This window comes from Blautia sp. MSK.20.85 (assembly GCF_013317245.1).
GTDB lineage: Bacteria > Bacillota > Clostridia > Lachnospirales > Lachnospiraceae > Blautia_A.
Map to the genome: position 1 here is coordinate 129,882 of NZ_JAAIUN010000004.1, position 17,891 is coordinate 147,772.

12 protein-coding genes are annotated in these 17,891 nt (G+C 44.3%); 8 read left to right on the top strand and 4 right to left on the bottom strand.

Features of this window, described 5'->3' with window-relative positions; genetic code table 11:
* The 6 genes from G5B12_RS03715 to G5B12_RS03740 all read left to right on the top strand — a co-directional run bounded on the left by G5B12_RS03715 (position 1) and on the right by G5B12_RS03740 (position 9,888).
* Positions 1-2,454: a hypothetical protein gene (locus tag G5B12_RS03715; protein WP_174087761.1), complete on the top strand. Its 2,454-nt coding sequence runs from the start codon at positions 1-3 to the stop codon at positions 2,452-2,454.
* A 139-nt stretch (positions 2,455-2,593) separates the two neighbouring features.
* Entirely contained in the window at positions 2,594-4,084 is a 1,491-nt protein-coding gene (gene galT / locus G5B12_RS03720) for a UDP-glucose--hexose-1-phosphate uridylyltransferase (RefSeq protein ID WP_118062406.1), read from the top strand.
* Between the two features lie 51 nt (positions 4,085-4,135).
* The gene (locus tag G5B12_RS03725; RefSeq protein WP_174087762.1) at positions 4,136-5,617 is read left to right on the top strand and encodes an InlB B-repeat-containing protein; all 1,482 of its coding nucleotides are present in this window, start codon (positions 4,136-4,138) and stop codon (positions 5,615-5,617) included.
* A 172-nt stretch (positions 5,618-5,789) separates the two neighbouring features.
* Positions 5,790-7,181 carry an asparagine--tRNA ligase gene (gene asnS, locus G5B12_RS03730; protein WP_021977381.1) on the top strand — a complete coding sequence of 464 codons (1,392 nt, stop codon included), beginning with the start codon at positions 5,790-5,792 and terminating at the stop codon, positions 7,179-7,181.
* A 69-nt stretch (positions 7,182-7,250) separates the two neighbouring features.
* Positions 7,251-8,312 carry a metallophosphoesterase family protein gene (locus tag G5B12_RS03735; protein WP_021977382.1) on the top strand — a complete coding sequence of 354 codons (1,062 nt, stop codon included), beginning with the start codon at positions 7,251-7,253 and terminating at the stop codon, positions 8,310-8,312.
* A gap of 28 nt (positions 8,313-8,340) precedes the next feature.
* A complete protein-coding gene (locus tag G5B12_RS03740) occupies positions 8,341-9,888 on the top strand; it encodes an ATP-binding protein (protein ID WP_021977383.1) in 1,548 nt (515 codons plus the stop codon).
* Between the two features lie 188 nt (positions 9,889-10,076).
* Here G5B12_RS03740 and G5B12_RS03745 read toward each other — a convergent pair whose 3' ends face one another.
* From G5B12_RS03745 to murC, 4 genes are all read right to left on the bottom strand, one after another.
* On the bottom strand, positions 10,077-11,261 hold the full coding sequence (locus tag G5B12_RS03745; RefSeq protein WP_174087763.1) for a ribose-phosphate pyrophosphokinase: 1,185 nt from the start codon (positions 11,259-11,261) through the stop codon (positions 10,077-10,079).
* A gap of 1 nt (position 11,262) precedes the next feature.
* Positions 11,263-12,249 carry an ATP-binding protein gene (locus tag G5B12_RS03750; RefSeq protein ID WP_021977385.1) on the bottom strand — a complete coding sequence of 329 codons (987 nt, stop codon included), beginning with the start codon at positions 12,247-12,249 and terminating at the stop codon, positions 11,263-11,265.
* Positions 12,250-12,271: 22 nt separating this feature from the next.
* Positions 12,272-13,468, bottom strand: coding sequence for a DnaD domain protein (locus G5B12_RS03755; protein ID WP_174087764.1), 1,197 nt, complete (start codon positions 13,466-13,468; stop codon positions 12,272-12,274).
* Positions 13,469-13,798: 330 nt separating this feature from the next.
* Positions 13,799-15,178 carry a UDP-N-acetylmuramate--L-alanine ligase gene (gene murC / locus G5B12_RS03760; RefSeq protein ID WP_118071289.1) on the bottom strand — a complete coding sequence of 460 codons (1,380 nt, stop codon included), beginning with the start codon at positions 15,176-15,178 and terminating at the stop codon, positions 13,799-13,801.
* Between the two features lie 312 nt (positions 15,179-15,490).
* Here murC and G5B12_RS03765 point away from each other — a divergent pair, with 312 nt between their 5' ends.
* Both G5B12_RS03765 and glgD read left to right on the top strand, forming a co-directional pair.
* Complete coding sequence (locus G5B12_RS03765; RefSeq protein WP_118062375.1) at positions 15,491-16,768, top strand: glucose-1-phosphate adenylyltransferase; 1,278 nt, start codon at positions 15,491-15,493, stop codon at positions 16,766-16,768.
* Positions 16,765-17,886 carry a glucose-1-phosphate adenylyltransferase subunit GlgD gene (gene glgD / locus G5B12_RS03770; RefSeq protein ID WP_118062376.1) on the top strand — a complete coding sequence of 374 codons (1,122 nt, stop codon included), beginning with the start codon at positions 16,765-16,767 and terminating at the stop codon, positions 17,884-17,886. The genes G5B12_RS03765 and glgD overlap by 4 nt, the downstream gene beginning before the upstream one ends.
* The last annotated feature ends 5 nt before the right edge of the window (positions 17,887-17,891 follow it).

Here is a 17,891-nt window from a genome sequence, read left to right on the forward strand (position 1 = left end):
ATGAAAAAGATCCTACGTAAAGGAGCTATACTTCTGGTGATCTTCGTAGCAGTAGTGGCCTGTACATCACTTCTGATGAACAGTCAGTCTACGGATAACCGTTCAGATATGAATGACGCCACGCTTCCGGAAGTTATGGTAAAGTTGGGAAGTACACAGGCAAATAAAATGTATGGATACAGGCAGCAGATGCAGACCGATTTCATGCGAGGCAGTATTACACCTCTGGATACGACGAAAAAGCTGACATTTGAGATCAATCCATACACAGATACAGTAACAGGCCTTGCGTATGAGGTGCGTACTTCAGATGGAAGCAAGGTTATGGAGAACCGTAAGATCAAGAATCTTACCAAAGAAGAAAACGGATATTTAAGTACAGAGATCGAAATTGGCAGTGATCTTCGTATGAACCAGGAATATTCTCTTCAGATCACGCTGGATACCAGCGAGGGGGAAGTTTATTACTATACAAGAGTTGTTTCCAGAACGCAGTTAAATACAGAGGCGTATTTGCAGTTTGTAAAAGATTTTTCCTCCAAATGTCTGGATAAAGAGCAGGCAGATACTCTGACGGGATATCTGGAGGCAGAAGATACGACCAGTGGAACCAATTTCAATAATATTACCATCTCTTCAGGCCTTTCCAATATCAGCTGGGGATCACTTTCACCCAAAATGTATATGGAAGGTGTGCCTTTGATCGATGATATCAACGAAACAACCGCAAGTATTACTTTGAATTATCAGGTTTCTGCACAGGATGATGAGGATAAAACAGAAATTTATGATGTTACGGAATTTTATCGTATGCGTTATACGGAGACCAGGATCATGCTGTTGGACTTCAAGCGTTCTGCAACAAAAGTTTTTGATCCTTCTCAGACGGTTGTTTCCGATGCGGGACTTCTTCTGGGAATCCGAAATAAAAATGTCACCTATGCGTCTAACAGTGATGGAAAGATCGTTGTTTTTGAGCAGGATGGTGATCTCTGGTCTTATGCACCGTCCAGCGGTAAGATCACAAGGATCTTCAGTTTCCGTAAAGATGAAAATAATGATTCCAGATATGTGAGAACGGAACATGATATTAAGATCATCCGCGTGTCAGACAGTGGAGATGTGGATTTTGTACTTTATGGTTATATGAACCGTGGTGTTCATGAAGGATACAGCGGAGTCTGTGTTTATCATTACAACAGTGACCGTAATGTAGTGGAAGAAAAGGTTTTCATACCGAGCACAGAATCCTACGAATTCCTGAAGGAAGATCTCGGAACACTTACTTATGTAAACAAAAATAATCAGCTGTTTCTTCTTTTTGCACAGAAGCTGTATCAGGTAGATATTGAAACAGGAACTTCTGAGATCCTGGAAGATGGTATTAAACAGAATTATTTTGTAGTATCTGAGACCAAGGCACATGCGGCATGGCTGATCACTTCCGGAGATGATAAAGGAAAGATCAGAGAAATCGAGTTTGATTCACTGAAAACAAGAGATCTCCTGCCGGAAAGCGGGCAGAAACTGAGAACTCTGGGATTTATGAATGAAGATCTGGTATATGGAATCCTTTCTGATGAGGATATTCTTACAGATGCCAACGGACATGAAACAGAAGGACTCAGTACATTCCGCATTGAGAGCTTTAAGGGTAAAGTAAAGAAAGAATATCATCAGGATGGCCTTTATGTCACAAATGTGACGGTTGGAAGTACCATGATGGAATTTGAGCTTTCCGCAAAATCAGGAAATACTTATACAGTCCAGAAAAAAGATAATATCATGAATAACAAAAAGGCATCCGGAAGTCAGGTAGATGTGGCTCTGATCACTACAAACCGCGCAGGAACACTGGTCCGCCTGACCATGACCCGGAAGCCGGAGACGGACAGCCCGCTGCTTGTTTATTCCAAGATCGAGAGTACAGAAGATTCACCGGTGACACTGGATACGACTGTTCCGCAGGGAGAACTTTATTATGTTTATGCATATGGATCTCTTGACCGGATTTATACAGATCCGGCAGCAGCCGTAAAACGTGCGGATAATCAGACCGGAGTTGTCCTGAACCGTGCTCAGCAGTATGTCTGGGAACGTGGAAATAAAAAGACAAAGATCCAGATGGATATAGAAGATGTACCGGATACGATCCTGACAGCTAACTGGAAGAAGAAGGAACTTCAGGATGGACTGGGAGATACAGGAACTGTGATCGATCTGACCGGATGCAGTCTTGATAATGTCCTTTATGAGGTCAGCGCCCAGAGGCCGGTAGTGGCCAAAACCGGAGAGAATTCCAGCGTTGTGATCGTAGGCTATGATGAATATAATACGTATCTTTATGACCCGTCTACAGGACAGACAAGCCCATATGGAATGAATGACAGTACAGCATTATTTGAAAGTGCGGGAAATGTATTCCTGACCTATATAGAAAACGTTACAGAGTGACGCAGATAAATGGCCGGATAAAAGCCGTGGGGTAACAGCAGAGATGACAAATCGGGAAGACCCGTTTGGCATAAATCAGAAAAGGACAGGTGTATTTGTCCTTTTTTGGAAAAAGCGCGACAGGAAAGGGGAAAATGTAATGTTAAGTGAAAGTATCAAAAAACTGGTGCAGTATGGAGTGGAGACAGGAATAACACCAGAATGTGAAAGAATCTATGCGACGAATCTTCTTCTGGATGCCTTTGGGGAAAGTGAATATACAGAACCCGAGACAGAGTATGCTAAAATTGATCTTGAGGCGACTCTCGATGAGCTTCTGGATGAAGCTGTAAAGAGAGGGATTATTGAGGACAGCGTTGTATACAGAGATCTCTTCGATACAAAACTTATGAACTGTCTGATGCCGCGTCCGGCGCAGGTGCAGAAAGAATTCTGGGATGCTTATAAAGAAGATCCGGAGAAAGCAACGGATTATTTTTATAAACTGAGTCAGGACAGCAACTATATCAGACGCTACCGTGTAAAAAAAGATCAGAAGTGGACAGTAGACAGTGAATATGGTAAGATCGATATCACCATCAACCTTTCCAAACCGGAAAAAGATCCGAAAGCCATCGCAGCTGCCAAACTTGTGAAATCCAGTAGTTACCCGAAATGTCTGCTTTGTCCGGAGAATGAAGGTTACGCAGGAAGAGTAAATCATCCGGCAAGAGAAAATCACAGAATTATCCCGATCACGATCAATGACAGTCCGTGGGGCTTTCAGTATTCCCCATATGTTTATTACAATGAACACTGTATTGTATTTAACAGTAAACATACACCTATGAAGATCGAGAGAAACACGTTTATCAAGCTGTTTGATTTTGTAAAACTGTTTCCGCATTATTTTCTTGGCTCCAATGCGGATCTTCCGATCGTTGGTGGTTCTATCCTGAGCCATGATCACTTCCAGGGCGGACATTATACATTTGCCATGGCGAAGGCTGAGATCGAGAAGCATGTGACGATTCCAGGATATGAAGATGTAGAAGCCGGTATCGTGAAATGGCCGCTTTCTGTTTTGCGTATCCGGAGTAAAGATGAGAAGAGACTGATCGATCTGGCGACACATGTGCTGGAAAACTGGAGAGGCTATACAGACGAAGCTGCATTTGTTTTTGCAGAGACAGACGGTGAGCCTCATAATACCATCACGCCGATCGCACGTAAGGTGGGAGATACTTTTGAGCTGGATCTGACACTTCGAAACAATATTACAACAGAAGAGAATCCGCTTGGCGTTTATCATCCACATGCATGTTACCATCACATCAAGAAGGAAAATATTGGTCTCATTGAAGTTATGGGCCTGGCCGTTCTTCCGGCACGTCTGAAAGAAGAACTGGAACTTCTGGAAGAGTATATTTTGAGCGGCAAGGATATCGCTTCTAATGAAAAGATCGAGAAACATGCTGCATGGGTTGCAGAATTTCTGCCGAAATACGAGAAACTTGACAAAGATAATATTCAGGATGTTCTCCGCAAAGAGGTGGGCAATGTATTTGTTCATGTTCTGGAGGATGCCGGTGTTTATAAATGCACACCAGAGGGCAGGGATGCATTTATGAGATTTATCAGCACTCTGTAAAAAAGGAGGCACACCGGGACTGGATATGGATTTCAGAAGGAGTTTGTTTAAATGAAAAAAACAGAAAGAACCGGAAAAGCCTTTTACATGAAGTGGCTTTTGCTGGCACTTTTCGCAGCAGCACTGATCATAATGCCGGCAGCTTCCCAGAAAGTATCGGCAGCCAAAATGGTCTATACTGTGAAGTTTAATAATAATTCAGGTACCAGCAAAAGCAAAACATATACAGCGTTGACAAGAAACGTAACATTAAATACCACGATTAAGCTTCCAAGTGTTCCGAAGGCAGTCGGATATCAGAATCTTGGGTGGACGACACAGAAAGGCAGTACCAAAGTGGTATATAAAGCCGGAGCAAGTGTAAAAGTCACCAGGGATATGAATCTGTACGCAGTCCGCAGAAAAAGCAGGTATTATACAGTAAGCTTTTATCTGGGAAATGGAAGCAGTAATTCCACATATCAGAAACTTCGGAAAAAAGTAGAAGAGGGCACTTATTATACTCTCCCGACAGTGCCATCCAGATCGGGCTATGTGAACCTTGGATGGTCTACGACAGTAAATGGAAAGACATCCACTGCAAAGAAGGCTGGAACAAAGATTAAGATCAGTGGAAATATCAAGTACTATGCAGTACAGATGCAGTCTGTAAGTGTGAATCTCTGTAAAGCAAATGGAAGCGTATGGAAAACAGTAACACTTGGTAAAGACGGATACCTGAAGCTTCCGTCAGCTTCCAATGCAACGGGTTATACATTCATGGGATGGTCAAAAACCAGACGTACAGGATCTGCAACATCGCCGGATTATGAAGCCGGAGAGCTGGTTAAAATAAGCAAGACTACGACCCTTTATGCAACGGTGTTCAACCGTACAATGGAAAAAGATATCAGTTCTGCAAATATGTCAAAACCTGCCATTGGAATGAAGTACAGTAAGGTGATCTTCGTAGGAGATTCCCGTACTGCAGGAATGAAGGCAACTCTGAATAAACAGGTAAGCAGTTCCGTGACCAGCGATGTTTCTTTTATTGCAAAAGCCGGACAGGGACTTAGCTGGTTTCAGAGCACAGGATATACTCATCTTATAAACGAAATCAACAAAACCAAAGGAAGCAAACCGATTGCGGTTGTTTTCAATCTGGGCATCAACGACATGGCAAACATCAGCAATTACATCAGTTATATGTCCGACATTGCTTCTACACTGAAGAGCAAAAACTGTAAACTGTTTTACATGTCTGTCAATCCGATCAACAGTGTTATGATCACGAAAGCAGGAAAAGGTGCACGTACAGAAGCGCAGGTAAGAGAGTTTAACAGTAAGATCCGCTCCGGACTTTCACTGAATTATAAGTATATTGATACTTACAGTGTACTGATGAAGAAGGGCTACGGAACGAATTCCTCTTATTCCGGAACGGATGCTGCTTCTGATGACGGACTGCATTACACGACCAAAACATTTAAGAGAATTTATTATTACTGTATCACATATCTGAACACAGGAAGCATTGATGCATCAATCTACTGATCATGCATATGATCCCGTGTACCGGACTGCTTCCGGTATGCGGGATTTTTCTGTGTATCAGGGCAATTACTCCTTGCACGAACCATAAGAATAGTCTATACTTAATTCGATACGGACATTTGGAGGTCCGCAGGGACGTGTAATCCTGAATATGAGGAATGAGGTATAGATTATGGAACTGACAACAGTGAAAGAAATTTACAGAAACCGTGAGCAGTATCTTGATAAAGAGATCACGGTAGGCGGATGGGTACGAAGCGTTCGTGATTCCAAGGCTTTTGGATTCATCGTACTCCATGATGGAAGCTTTTTTGAAACTCTTCAGATCGTATATCATGATAACATGGAGAATTTCGCAGAGGTTTCCAAGCTGAACGTTGGAGCAGCCATCATTGTAAAAGGTACACTGGTAGCTACCCCACAGGCAAAGCAGCCATTTGAAATCCAGGCGACAGAGGTATTTGTAGAGGGTAGCTCCGCACCGGATTATCCGCTGCAGAAGAAACGTCACAGCCTTGAGTATTTAAGAACCATGACACATTTAAGACCGAGAACAAACACCTTCCAGGCTGTATTCCGTGTGCGTTCTCTCTGTGCATATGCAATCCATAAATTCTTCCAGGAAAGAGGATTTGTTTATGTGCATACACCACTGATCACAGGAAGTGACTGTGAGGGTGCCGGAGAGATGTTCCAGGTAACGACACTGGATCCTGCGAATATGCCGATGACAGAAGACGGAAAGGTTGATTATTCACAGGATTTCTTTGGAAAGGAGACCAATCTTACCGTAAGTGGACAGCTGAATGGTGAGACTTTTGCACAGGCATTTCGTAATATTTATACATTCGGACCGACTTTCCGTGCAGAGAACTCCAATACAACCCGTCATGCTGCTGAGTTCTGGATGATCGAGCCGGAGTGTGCGTTTGCGGATCTTCAGGATGACATGGAACTTGCGGAGGCTATGCTGAAATATGTGATCCGTTACGTTCTTGAGAATGCACCGGAGGAAATGAACTTCTTCAATTCCTTCGTGGACAAGGGGCTTCTTGACAGACTGAACCATGTGCTTAATTCTGAATTCGCACATGTAACTTATACAGAAGCTGTTGAGATCCTTGAGAAGAACAACGACAAATTTGATTACAAGGTATTCTGGGGATGCGATCTTCAGACAGAGCATGAGCGCTATCTGACAGAGCAGATTTATAAGAGACCGGTATTTGTTACCGATTATCCGAAGGAAATCAAAGCCTTCTATATGAAACTCAATGAGGATGGAAAGACTGTTGCTGCTATGGATTGCCTGGTACCGGGAATCGGAGAGATTATCGGAGGAAGCCAGAGAGAGGATGACTATGGTAAGCTGAAAGCACGTATGGACGAGCTTGGCCTGAAACCGGAGGATTATGATTTCTATCTGGATCTCCGTAAATATGGTTCTACACGTCATTCCGGATTTGGTCTTGGTTTTGAGAGATGTGTAATGTACCTTACAGGTATGGGTAACATCCGCGACGTAATTCCATTCCCGAGAACTGTAAAGAACTGCGATCTTTGATCACAGACCTCAGAGAGGAACTGACAATAAGTATTGACTATGTGTAACTGATACACAGGGGAGAACATCATGAGATTTATTCATCTTGCAGACTTGCATCTGGGAGCTGTTCCTGACAGGGGATGCCCATGGAGCAAAGAGCGGGAGGAAGAGATCTGGAGCACTTTCCGCCGGGTTATTGCGGGTATCCGCGAAGACCCGGTGGATTTGTTATTTATATCCGGAGATCTGTTCCACCGTCAGCCGCTTATGAGAGAACTTAAGGAAGTGAATTATCTGTTTTCTACTATTCCGGATACCAGAGTGTATCTTATGGCAGGAAACCATGATTTTATCAGCCGTGATTCTTTTTATCGTACTTTTGAGTGGAATTCCAATGTGACTTTTTTCAAAAACAGAGAACTGACCTGTGTCAAGGACCCGGAGCTGGATGTCTATGTGTATGGACTCAGCTATTACGACCGTGAGATCAGAGAAGGCCTGTATGACAAGGCGGTACCGGTGCAGGAGGAGGGAATCCATATTCTTCTTGCACATGGCGGAGATGAGAAACACATTCCGCTTAGTGCAGCTTCCCTGGCAGCAGCAGGCTTTGATTATGTGGCACTGGGACACATTCACAAGCCACAGATCCTGATCCGCGATCAGGCTGCTTTTTCCGGAGCTCTGGAACCGATAGACAGAAATGATACCGGAGAACATGGATATATGGAGGGACGGGTAGTAAACGGTCGTATCCGCACAGAATTTGTACCTTTTGCCTGCCGGTCTTATCAGCAGCTTGTGATGCCGCTTCATGAAGAGACGACACAGATATCGCTGGAAGAGGCTGTGAAATCTCAGATATTCCGCCGGGGAGGGCGTAATATTTACCGCATTATTCTGCAGGGAATGCGTTCGCCGGATCTTCTGCTGATTCCGGAGAAATTAAAGAGTCTGGGTAATATTACCGATGTTGTGGATGAGTCCTGGCCTGCATATGATCTGGAAGAGCTTTATAAACGCTACAGTGGTACGCTGATCGGTGATTATATCGGCTATTTTCTCGCAAAGGGCAGAATGGATACGGTAGAAAAAAAGGCACTGTATTATGGTCTTCAGGCATTGCTTGAAACCGGAAGCAGGCGGTAAAAGGGACAGCACGGGAGGATAGCGCAAGATGGTTATCAGACGTTTGAAAATAAAAAATTTCGGGAAGATCCGGAACAGGGATATGGAGCTTATTCCCGGGATCAATGTGCTTTACGGAGAAAACGAGAGCGGTAAGACAACGACGCATACATTTATACGATCCATGTTTTACGGTGTCCGCAGACTCCGTGGCAAAGCTGCACAGAATGATACTTATACGAAATATGAACCCTGGGAAAATCCTGCCGAATATGGTGGGATCATGTGGTTTACAAGTAAAGGAAAGAATTATCGCCTTACAAGAAATTTTTATAAAGAAAAGAAAATGGGAGAACTTCTCTGTGAAGATGACGGAAGCCTTGTGGATGCGGAACAGGGAGCTCTTGAGTCTGTTCTCGGAAATGTAAGTGAGGCGGTCTATGATAATACCGTATCCGTGGCACAGCTGAAAAGTGTTACCGGAAAGGATCTTGTCCGTGAATTGCAGAATTATATGGCCAGCTATCAGGGAACCGGCGACAGCTCTGTTGATATGGGACGTGCCATGCAGATGTTGAAAATGTCCAGAAAAGGATATCTGACAGAGGCGGCCCGCCGTAAAAAAGACCTCGAAAAAGAAAAAGAAAAAATTTCTGCAAATATAGAGTATATCCGTAAAGAAATCAGGGAGCTGGATGAAAAAAGAGACAGGATCACGCAGCAGCAGGATGGAATGAATATGGGAACCAGAGATAAGAGTACCGAAGATCTTCTGGAACTCCGGATCGATCGGGTAAAAAGACGACGGGAGCTTAACGGGGCGGTTCTGGCAGTTGTATTGCTGGCAGGTATTGCCGGAACCGGATGTCTGGCCGCTTTTTCCAGCCAGCTGATCCTGAGTATCCTTACCGGTGTGCTGACAGCGGGGATAACGGTAGCTGCTCTGTTCTTCCGTGTTCGTCTGAGCAGGGAGCTGAACAGGAGGGAACGCCAGAGAGAACGATGGCTTTCCAGACACGATGAGCTGACCTGGAACCGGAACAGTCTGGACAGTGATCACGAAGAAAAACATACTGCACTTTCCAATCTTCAGGCAGAACTTCAGGAGTGTGAAGAGAATACAGAGGTACTTACTCCGGAAGAAACAGAGATTCAGGCTTTAAATATGGCTATGGAAACGATAGAGGCACTTTCCGGGAATATTACAGATCAGGTGGGAGTTCGCCTGAAACAGCGCACTTCACAGATCTTAAGTGAGATTACGGGAGGAAAGTACCGGGAAGTTCTGATGGATGAGGAATTACATATGTCTGTGAATACCGGAGAGAGGACGGTTTCCATTGAACGTCTGAGCAGAGGTACTCTTGAACAGATCTATTTTGCCCTTCGTATGGCGGCAGGTGAACTTTTCTGCAAAGAAGAACCGTTTCCGGTGATCCTGGATGATGTGTTTGGGATGTATGATGAAGAACGTCTTGCAGCAGCTCTTCGCTGGCTTCACAAAGAAGAACGACAGGTGATCATAAGTACCTGCCACAAGAGAGAAATGGAGATCCTGGATAAGGAAGGAATTCCATATCAGAAACTTCCCATGTAGATTTTTATGAAATTTTATGGAATATATGGCAAAGCGGAGAATAAATATCCGCTTTGCTTTTTTTATGCAGAAGTCAGGTGGATATTCGTAAAAGCCACAGGGGACTTACTTGATTTGGTTAAAAAGCGGCTGCGTTTCCAGCGGATCAGTCTGTGATCCTGAAAATGCAGCCGCCTGTAAATTATTATTTATTTCTCATACTGGCTCATGTAGTTTGCTACACAGCGTTTAATTCTGTCTACCGGATTCAGGAGGTGGCTGACAGAATTATCATGATTCAGGGTATCAATGATCAGTGCGATGTATTTGCTCATATCACAGCTGATGTAGTATGGCTTCTCAAGAAGCTCCGGTGCCTGGTAAACCAGGTTGGTAGTGAGGAGTTTGTCGAAGTAGCCTTTTTTGTAAGCATCATCGAATTTATCAAGACCGTCTGTGAAGAATCCGAATGTAGAGCAGATGTAAACCTTACCTGCACCTTTCTTTTTCAGGAGAGAAGCGATTTTCAGGATTGTATCACCGGAAGAGATCATATCATCGATGAGGATCATATCCTTGCCTTCGATCTTCGGTCCGAGGAATTCATATGCAGCGATCGGATGACGGCCGTTTACATATTTTGAGTAATCCAGACGTTTGTAGTACATACCCATATCAACACCCAGAACGTTGGCAAGATAGATTGCACGGCTCATGCTTCCCTCGTCCGGGCTGATCGTCATGAAATGATCCTTGTCGATGTGGAGACCCTTTTCATTTTTAAGAAGAGCCTTGATGAACTGGTAGGATGGCTGTACAGTCTCAAATCCGTGAAGAGGAGTTGCGTTCTGTACACGGGAATCATGTGCATCAAAGGTAATGATATTCTCAACACCCATATCGATCAGCTCATGAAGTGCATTGGCACAGTCAAGAGACTCTCTTCCGACACGTTTGTCCTGGCGGCTCTCATAGAGATATGGCATGATCACATTGACTCTGCGGGCTTTTCCGCCGACAGCGGCGATAACACGCTTCATATCCTGGAAATGATCATCCGGGGACATAAGATTCGTGTAAGGTCCGATCGGATAGGATAAGCTATAGTTAGTTACATCTACCATAACGTAGATGTCATCACCGCGGACAGACTCATTGATGGTACATTTACCTTCGCCGGAGCCGAAACGTGGAGTCTTGGCATCGATGATGTAAGAATCACGTTTGTATCCCTCGAATGCGAAGGAATCCATTCCAGGATACTGTCTTTCGGCACGCCATTTAACCAGCCAATCGTTCACCTTCGCACCTAATGAGCTGCAGCTCTGAAGGGGAATCAGTCCAAGTCTTCCTACCGGGAGTGTGGAAAAATCTTTTGTAGTTACCTGTGCCATTTTAATTTCCTCCTAAAAATATTTTCTGTATACGGATGTCTTTCCCGATCAGCGATATCATCTGATAGTTGCTGGCAATTCGGGAAAATGTTCTCTCGGAATAGGTATCCGAGAAATTTTTGAGCGTCAGATTCGTGGAAATGATCGTGGATTTCCTGCGCATGATCCGTTCATTGAGACAGAGAAAAAGCTGCGAGGATACGAAACTGTTGGTAAGTTCCGTTCCCAGGTCATCAATGATCAGAAGATCACAGTCATAGATCAGTTCCTCATCCGTGCCGGTATCTTTTCTGGAAAAAGAATTTGCAGCCATCATATCAAAAAGATCATAGGCTGAAAAGTACAGGACGCAGTGTGTGGATCTGAGAAGCTCCCGTGCGATGCAGTGTGAAAGAAAAGTTTTTCCAACACCGGTATCGCCATACAAAAACAGGTTTTCAAATTTATGGTCGAAGTTCTGCACAAAACGCTGTGCAGTATCATAGGCCCGTCTGGCTGTTTCCAGGGCAGACAGTCCTGTGGCTTCATTTTTTATTGTAGCAGAATAATAGTCAAATGAAAAGCTGTCAAAATTTTCTTTTTCGAGAATTTCGTTCAGATTGGACTGTGCATAGAGCAGTTCGATCTCGGCTTTCTTGAAACAGGTGCATTTTTTGCTGCCAATATAGCCGGTGTCCTGGCAGGCAGGACAGGTATAAGGCATCTCCAGATAATCTCCGGGGAAGCCGTTGGCAACAAGAAGGGTGATGCGCTCATCGGAAAGTTCCTGAATGGCGGCTTTCAGATCTGCGGTACCCTTTTCTTCTCTGTTCAGGAGACGCCGTACTTTATCAGCACTTAATGTAGCCACCTCGTCATCAATTTCCTTCAGGCGGGGGATCTTTCCGTAGGCCTCGGCAGTGCGTTTCTCCAGAATCCGGTGATTCTGTGCCTGCCTGCGGCTGTATTCTCTCATTATAGTATCATACTGAAAATTCTGTAAAGGCATAAAAAGCTCCTTCCAGTTTCTGTTACTGGTTATTTAAAAGACGTTTCTCATATTCTGTAAAATCATAATCACGCTGGTGAAAGTTATTGAAGCGGTTATTGCTCTGGGACTGAGTCGCAGGCTGCTTCTTACGGGAAACTGCTTTCTCAAGCTGACGTTTCTTGTGTTCGGCATCCAGAAGCCGGACATCTTCCAGCGTATGTACGTTTTTCTTTTTCCAACCGGAAAGTATTTTGTCTGCATACTGGAAACTTGGCTGGCCGGTGGAGAGAACAGTACGGCTGCAGGCTTCCTGGATCAGTTCCAGATCAAAGCTGTAGGTCTTACGCCAGGTATCGATGTAACTGATCTCATTTTCTACAGGATTACGTCCACTGATTCCCATTGCTTTCAGGATCGTGTAATAATCTTTGGAAAAACGGGAGCTGGCATCACGGGCCATTTCAACTGTAGTGACACCGTCCCTGGTCCAGGCAAGGGCAACAGTTTCGATATAACGCATGCTCTTGCGGCCCCTGGAAACACAGTATTCCACCAGATATTCAATAAGGTCTGCGGACATATGGAGCTCATCGTAGAAGAAAAAAATCTTCTGCATTTCTGTAGGAGTCAGCGTCTTGGCCAGATATTGTTCGGCAATATAAAGCAGCTGACTGACCTCTTCATTCTGTTTCAGTTCGCTGATGTGGTCAGGTGTAAGGCTACGGATGTAGTCCGCAGAGGTTGAAAGTTCTGAAGAAGTACCGCCGGAAACAGCAGAATTACTGGAACTGAGGGAGACATTTTTGGGGGCTGAACCGGTAAGAGCCACAGGCTGTGAAATGCCGGCTGCCATCTGGGCGGAAACTGGCGATGAGGAAGTTCCGGCGGTGGAAAAAATGTTCTCACTGGAAGCACTGCTTTCCATATGACCGGCATCCGCAAAAGGTTCCAGTAAAGTGATTCCGGAAAGCTGTCGGTCTGTGGTATAAGTTAATGAGAGTATTTTCTCACCTTCCCAGTATTTCAGTGCACGGAAAATATCCCTTTCTGTGCAGAAAAGGCGATCCGCCATATGCTCCAGACTGAAAGAAGAAGGAGAAGAAGATACTGCCCGGAGAAGATAGATATATACTTTCACGAATTCTCCATTGGCGCGAGGCATGAAATTGTCAATAAAACGATTGGAAAGAATCGTTACCTCCAGTTCAGAGGAATTCTGAAGTGAAATCAGGCTCATGATCAGCAGCTCCCTTTCTTTGTTTTCTTCAATGGTCATGTGGTATTTAAAAGTCCGCGTTTGCTAAAAAGGATTATAGCACAACCACTTTTACTTGAGAATAGTTTATTTTCACAGAGGTTGTGCACCAATTAGCATGTGGAAAATGTGGAAAATGTGGATAACCTTGAGGATAAAATTATTAGCAACTAATAAAAACCTCGATTTTACAGGGAAAATGCGGTATTTGTGGAATTTGGCCGTTGAATTATGTCAAGTGGGTTATGCACAAAAAAATCCACATGCCAGGCACGTCTGGAATGTGCATAAGCATGTGGATAATGTGGATAACTATTTTCCGAGGAGGTGTTCTCCAATGTTTACAACGTCTCCGGCGCCCATAGTTATCAACAGATCACCATGTGCACAACTTTTTAAGAGGAAGCTCTCGATTTCATCAAAAGTCGGGAAATATTCGCAGGGGGTTCCAAGTTCCTGGATCTGTTTCTGGAGATCCTGGGAAGAAATACCAAGATCGTCTGTTTCACGTGCGGCATAAATATCAGCCAGCACAACATGGTCAGCCAGAGTCAGGGCTTTTGCAAATTCAGGAAGAAGAGCCTTGGTACGTGTGTAGGTATGAGGCTGGAATACACACCATAATTTCTGATGTGGGTAATTCTTCGCTGCATGAAGAGTAGCTTCAATTTCTGTCGGATGATGTGCGTAGTCATCAATGATGGTAACGCCGCCGATCTCGCCCTTGTACTGAAAACGACGGTCTGTACCTGTAAAGCTTCCGAGGCCTTTGACAATTACATCATCCGGAAGTTCCAGAAGGCGTCCTACGGCAATGGCAGCCAATGCGTTGGAAACATTGTGGATGCCCGGTACACGAAGGTAATAGCTGCCGATTTTTTTGCCCTGGAAGAGAACGGAGAAGGAAGGATGTCCGTATTTATCCCAGGTGATATCTGCGGCTGTATAATCTGCCTCATGCTCCAGACCATAGGTGAGAACATGACATGGAAGGCCACGGGTAATAGTCTCGTATTCCGGTGTATCAGCATTGATGATCAGAGTTCCGTCAGACGGAAGAAGCTCAGCAAATTTCCGGAAGGAATGACGGATATCGTCAATATCCTTGAAGAAGTCCAGATGGTCGGCATCCATGTTCAGGATCACGCTGATCTTAGGGAAGAAGCTCAGGAAGCTGTTGGTATATTCACATGCTTCTGTGACGAAAGTTTCAGAGTTGCCGACACGGATATTCCCGTGGATGGCAGGAAGGATTCCGCCTACACTGATAGTGGGGTCACAGTCGCCCTCAAGAAGGATGTGGGAAACCATGGAAGTTGTGGTGGTTTTTCCGTGGGTACCGGAAATGGCGATCGGTGTATCGTAGTTACGCATGATCTGGCCGAGAAGTTCCGCACGTGTGAGCATTGGGAGCCCTTTTTCTTTTGCACAGGCAAATTCCGGGTTGTCCGGATGGATCGCTGCTGTGTAGACAACCACATCGACATCATCTTTGATATTGGCTGCACGCTGTCCGTAGTAGATGACGGCACCACGTTCCTCGAGTGTACGTGTAAGAGGACTGGCTTTGGCATCGGAACCGGAGATACGGAAGTTTTCCTCAAGAAGGATCTCGGCAAGGCCGCTCATGCTGATGCCGCCGATACCGATAAAATGAATATGAAGCGGTTTATGAAAGTCTATCTGATACATAATAATCTCCTTATATATATGTTATTTTCGGGGTTCTTTTGTCTGCTTTATTATAACGCCAACAGAAACAATTGAAAAGTGGTACTTTTGGCTAAAAAATGGTTTTCTACGGAGTGTAAAAGTAACTAGAAAATATTGTTGAAAAATGTTGAAATTTACCAGAAGAATGAAAAGAATGACAAGTCTTACCAATTTATAGTATACAATAGCGATAAAAAAAGTAAAACGCAATCAAAATAATTGTAAAAAATGTTCACTAATACAGTAAAGTATGCTATAATTAAATAATCATAACATACAAGAGGTGATCGCATGATTAAGAAAGAGATGATTGCCATGCTCTTGGCCGGTGGGCAAGGCAGCAGGTTAGGAGTTTTGACAGAAAAGGTTGCAAAGCCGGCAGTCGCTTTTGGTGGTAAATATCGTATCATCGATTTTCCACTGAGCAATTGTATTAACTCGGGAATTGATACGGTGGGTGTGCTGACACAGTACCAGCCGCTCCGCCTGAATACACATATTGGGATTGGTATTCCGTGGGATCTGGACCGCAATGAAGGTGGTGTTACAGTCCTTCCTCCATATGAGAAGAGTACAAGCAGTGAATGGTATACAGGAACTGCCAATGCGATTTATCAGAATCTGGCTTATATGGAGCAGTATAATCCAGACTACGTACTGATCCTTTCCGGTGACCATATTTATAAGATGGATTACGAAGTGATGCTGGATTTCCACAAGGCGAACAAGGCAGATATTACCATTGCATGTATGCCTGTTCCGATCGAGGAAGCCAGCCGTTTTGGTATTATGGTCACTGATGAGAGTAACCGTATTACTGAGTTTGAGGAGAAACCGGAGCATCCAAGCAGTAATCTTGCGTCTATGGGTATTTATATTTTCTCATGGCCGGTTCTTAAGGATGCGCTGATCGCATTGAAAGATCAGAACGGATGTGATTTTGGTAAACATATTCTTCCGTATTGTAAGGAAAAAGGCCAGCGTCTTTTTGCCTATGAGTACAATGGCTACTGGAAAGATGTTGGAACACTTGGTTCTTACTGGGAAGCAAATATGGAGCTGATCGACATCATTCCGGAGTTTAATCTTTATGAAGAATTCTGGAGGATTTACACCAAGGGGGATGTGATTCCGCCGCAGTACATTTCCGAGGATGCAGTTGTGGATAAGTGCATCATTGGTGAGGGGACGGAAGTCTATGGTGAAGTACATAATTCGGTGATCGGTCCGAATGTTGTTATCGGCAGGGGAAGTGTGATCCGTGATTCCATTATCATGAAGAACACATCTGTTGGTGAGAATGTTGTTATGGATAAAGCCATTGTGGCAGAGGACGTTGTTGTAGGAAACAATGTTGTGATCGGTTGTGGTGAGGAAGCACCGAATGTTCTGAAACCTGCCGTATATTCCTTCGGCCTTGCGGCAATCGGAGAAAACAGCGTGATTCCGGACAATGTTAAGATCGGTAAGAATACCGCCATCTCAGGCGTTACAACGAAAGAAGACTACCCTGACGGAGAGCTGGCAGCTGGCCAGGTAATTGCAGCAAAGGACGGTGGGAAAGAATGAGAGCGATAGGTATTATTTTGGCAGGTGGTAACAATAACCGTATGAGAGAATTATCAAACAAAAGAGCGATTGCGGCGATGCCTATTGCAGGAAGCTACCGCGCGATCGATTTTGCCCTCAGTAACATGGCGAATTCACATATCCAGAAGGTTGCTGTGCTGACACAGTATAATGCCCGTTCCCTCAATGAGCATTTAAGCTCATCCAAATGGTGGGATTTCGGAAGAAAGCAGGGAGGGCTTTATGTTTTTACGCCAACCATTACCAGAGACAACAGTTTATGGTATCAGGGAACTGCTGATGCGATTTATCAGAATCTGACTTTCCTTAAGAACAGCCATGAACCGTATGTTGTAATTGCTTCCGGCGATGGAATCTACAAGCTGGATTACAATAAAGTTCTGGAGTATCATATTGCAAAACGTGCAGACGTTACCGTTGTATGTACCACATGCCAGGATCAGAGTCAGGTTGAGAGATTTGGTGTCCTCCGCATGAATGAGGACTGCCGGATCGAGGAATTTGAGGAGAAACCGATTGTTTCTTCTTATAATACAGTGTCTACAGGTATCTATGTCATCCGCAGGAGACAGCTGATCGAGCTGATCGAACGTGCCGCCCAGGAGGGAAGACATGATTTTGTAAATGATATTCTCATCCGATATAAGAATCTGAAGAGAATTTATGGATATAAGATCGATACCTACTGGAATAACATCTCTACTGCAGAGGCTTATTACCAGACAAACATGGATTTTCTGAAACCGGAGATCCGCAATTATTTCTTCAAGCAGGAGCCTGCGATCAAAACCAAAATTGCAGACGTGCCACCGGCAAAATATAATCCGGGAGCAACTGTGAAGAACAGTCTGATATCCAGCGGATGTATTATCAATGGAACCGTGGAGAATTCTGTTCTGTTCAGAGATGTATTTGTAGGCAATAACTGTGTGATCAAAAACTCTGTGATCCTTAATGACGTATACCTTGGAGATAATACGCACATTGAGAATTGCATTGTTGAGAGCCGGGATACTATCCGGGCGAATTCATATTACTGCGGCGAAGAAGGAGAAGTAAAGATCGTCGTGGAGAAAAACGAGCGCTACGTATTGTAAATGCA

Excerpts from the sequence above, each read along its gene's own strand:
- G5B12_RS03725 (WP_174087762.1), top strand. The coding sequence starts at position 4,136 with ATGAAAAAAACAGAAAGAACCGGAAAAGCCTTTTACATGAAGTGGCTT.
- G5B12_RS03715 (WP_174087761.1), top strand. The coding sequence starts at position 1 with ATGAAAAAGATCCTACGTAAAGGAGCTATACTTCTGGTGATCTTCGTA.
- glgD (WP_118062376.1), top strand. The coding sequence starts at position 16,765 with ATGAGAGCGATAGGTATTATTTTGGCAGGTGGTAACAATAACCGTATG.
- G5B12_RS03755 (WP_174087764.1), bottom strand. The coding sequence starts at position 13,468 with ATGAGCCTGATTTCACTTCAGAATTCCTCTGAACTGGAGGTAACGATT.
- asnS (WP_021977381.1), top strand. The coding sequence starts at position 5,790 with ATGGAACTGACAACAGTGAAAGAAATTTACAGAAACCGTGAGCAGTAT.
- G5B12_RS03740 (WP_021977383.1), top strand. The coding sequence starts at position 8,341 with ATGGTTATCAGACGTTTGAAAATAAAAAATTTCGGGAAGATCCGGAAC.
- G5B12_RS03750 (WP_021977385.1), bottom strand. The coding sequence starts at position 12,249 with ATGCCTTTACAGAATTTTCAGTATGATACTATAATGAGAGAATACAGC.
- G5B12_RS03765 (WP_118062375.1), top strand. The coding sequence starts at position 15,491 with ATGATTAAGAAAGAGATGATTGCCATGCTCTTGGCCGGTGGGCAAGGC.
- G5B12_RS03735 (WP_021977382.1), top strand. The coding sequence starts at position 7,251 with ATGAGATTTATTCATCTTGCAGACTTGCATCTGGGAGCTGTTCCTGAC.
- G5B12_RS03745 (WP_174087763.1), bottom strand. The coding sequence starts at position 11,261 with ATGGCACAGGTAACTACAAAAGATTTTTCCACACTCCCGGTAGGAAGA.
- murC (WP_118071289.1), bottom strand. The coding sequence starts at position 15,178 with ATGTATCAGATAGACTTTCATAAACCGCTTCATATTCATTTTATCGGT.
- galT (WP_118062406.1), top strand. The coding sequence starts at position 2,594 with ATGTTAAGTGAAAGTATCAAAAAACTGGTGCAGTATGGAGTGGAGACA.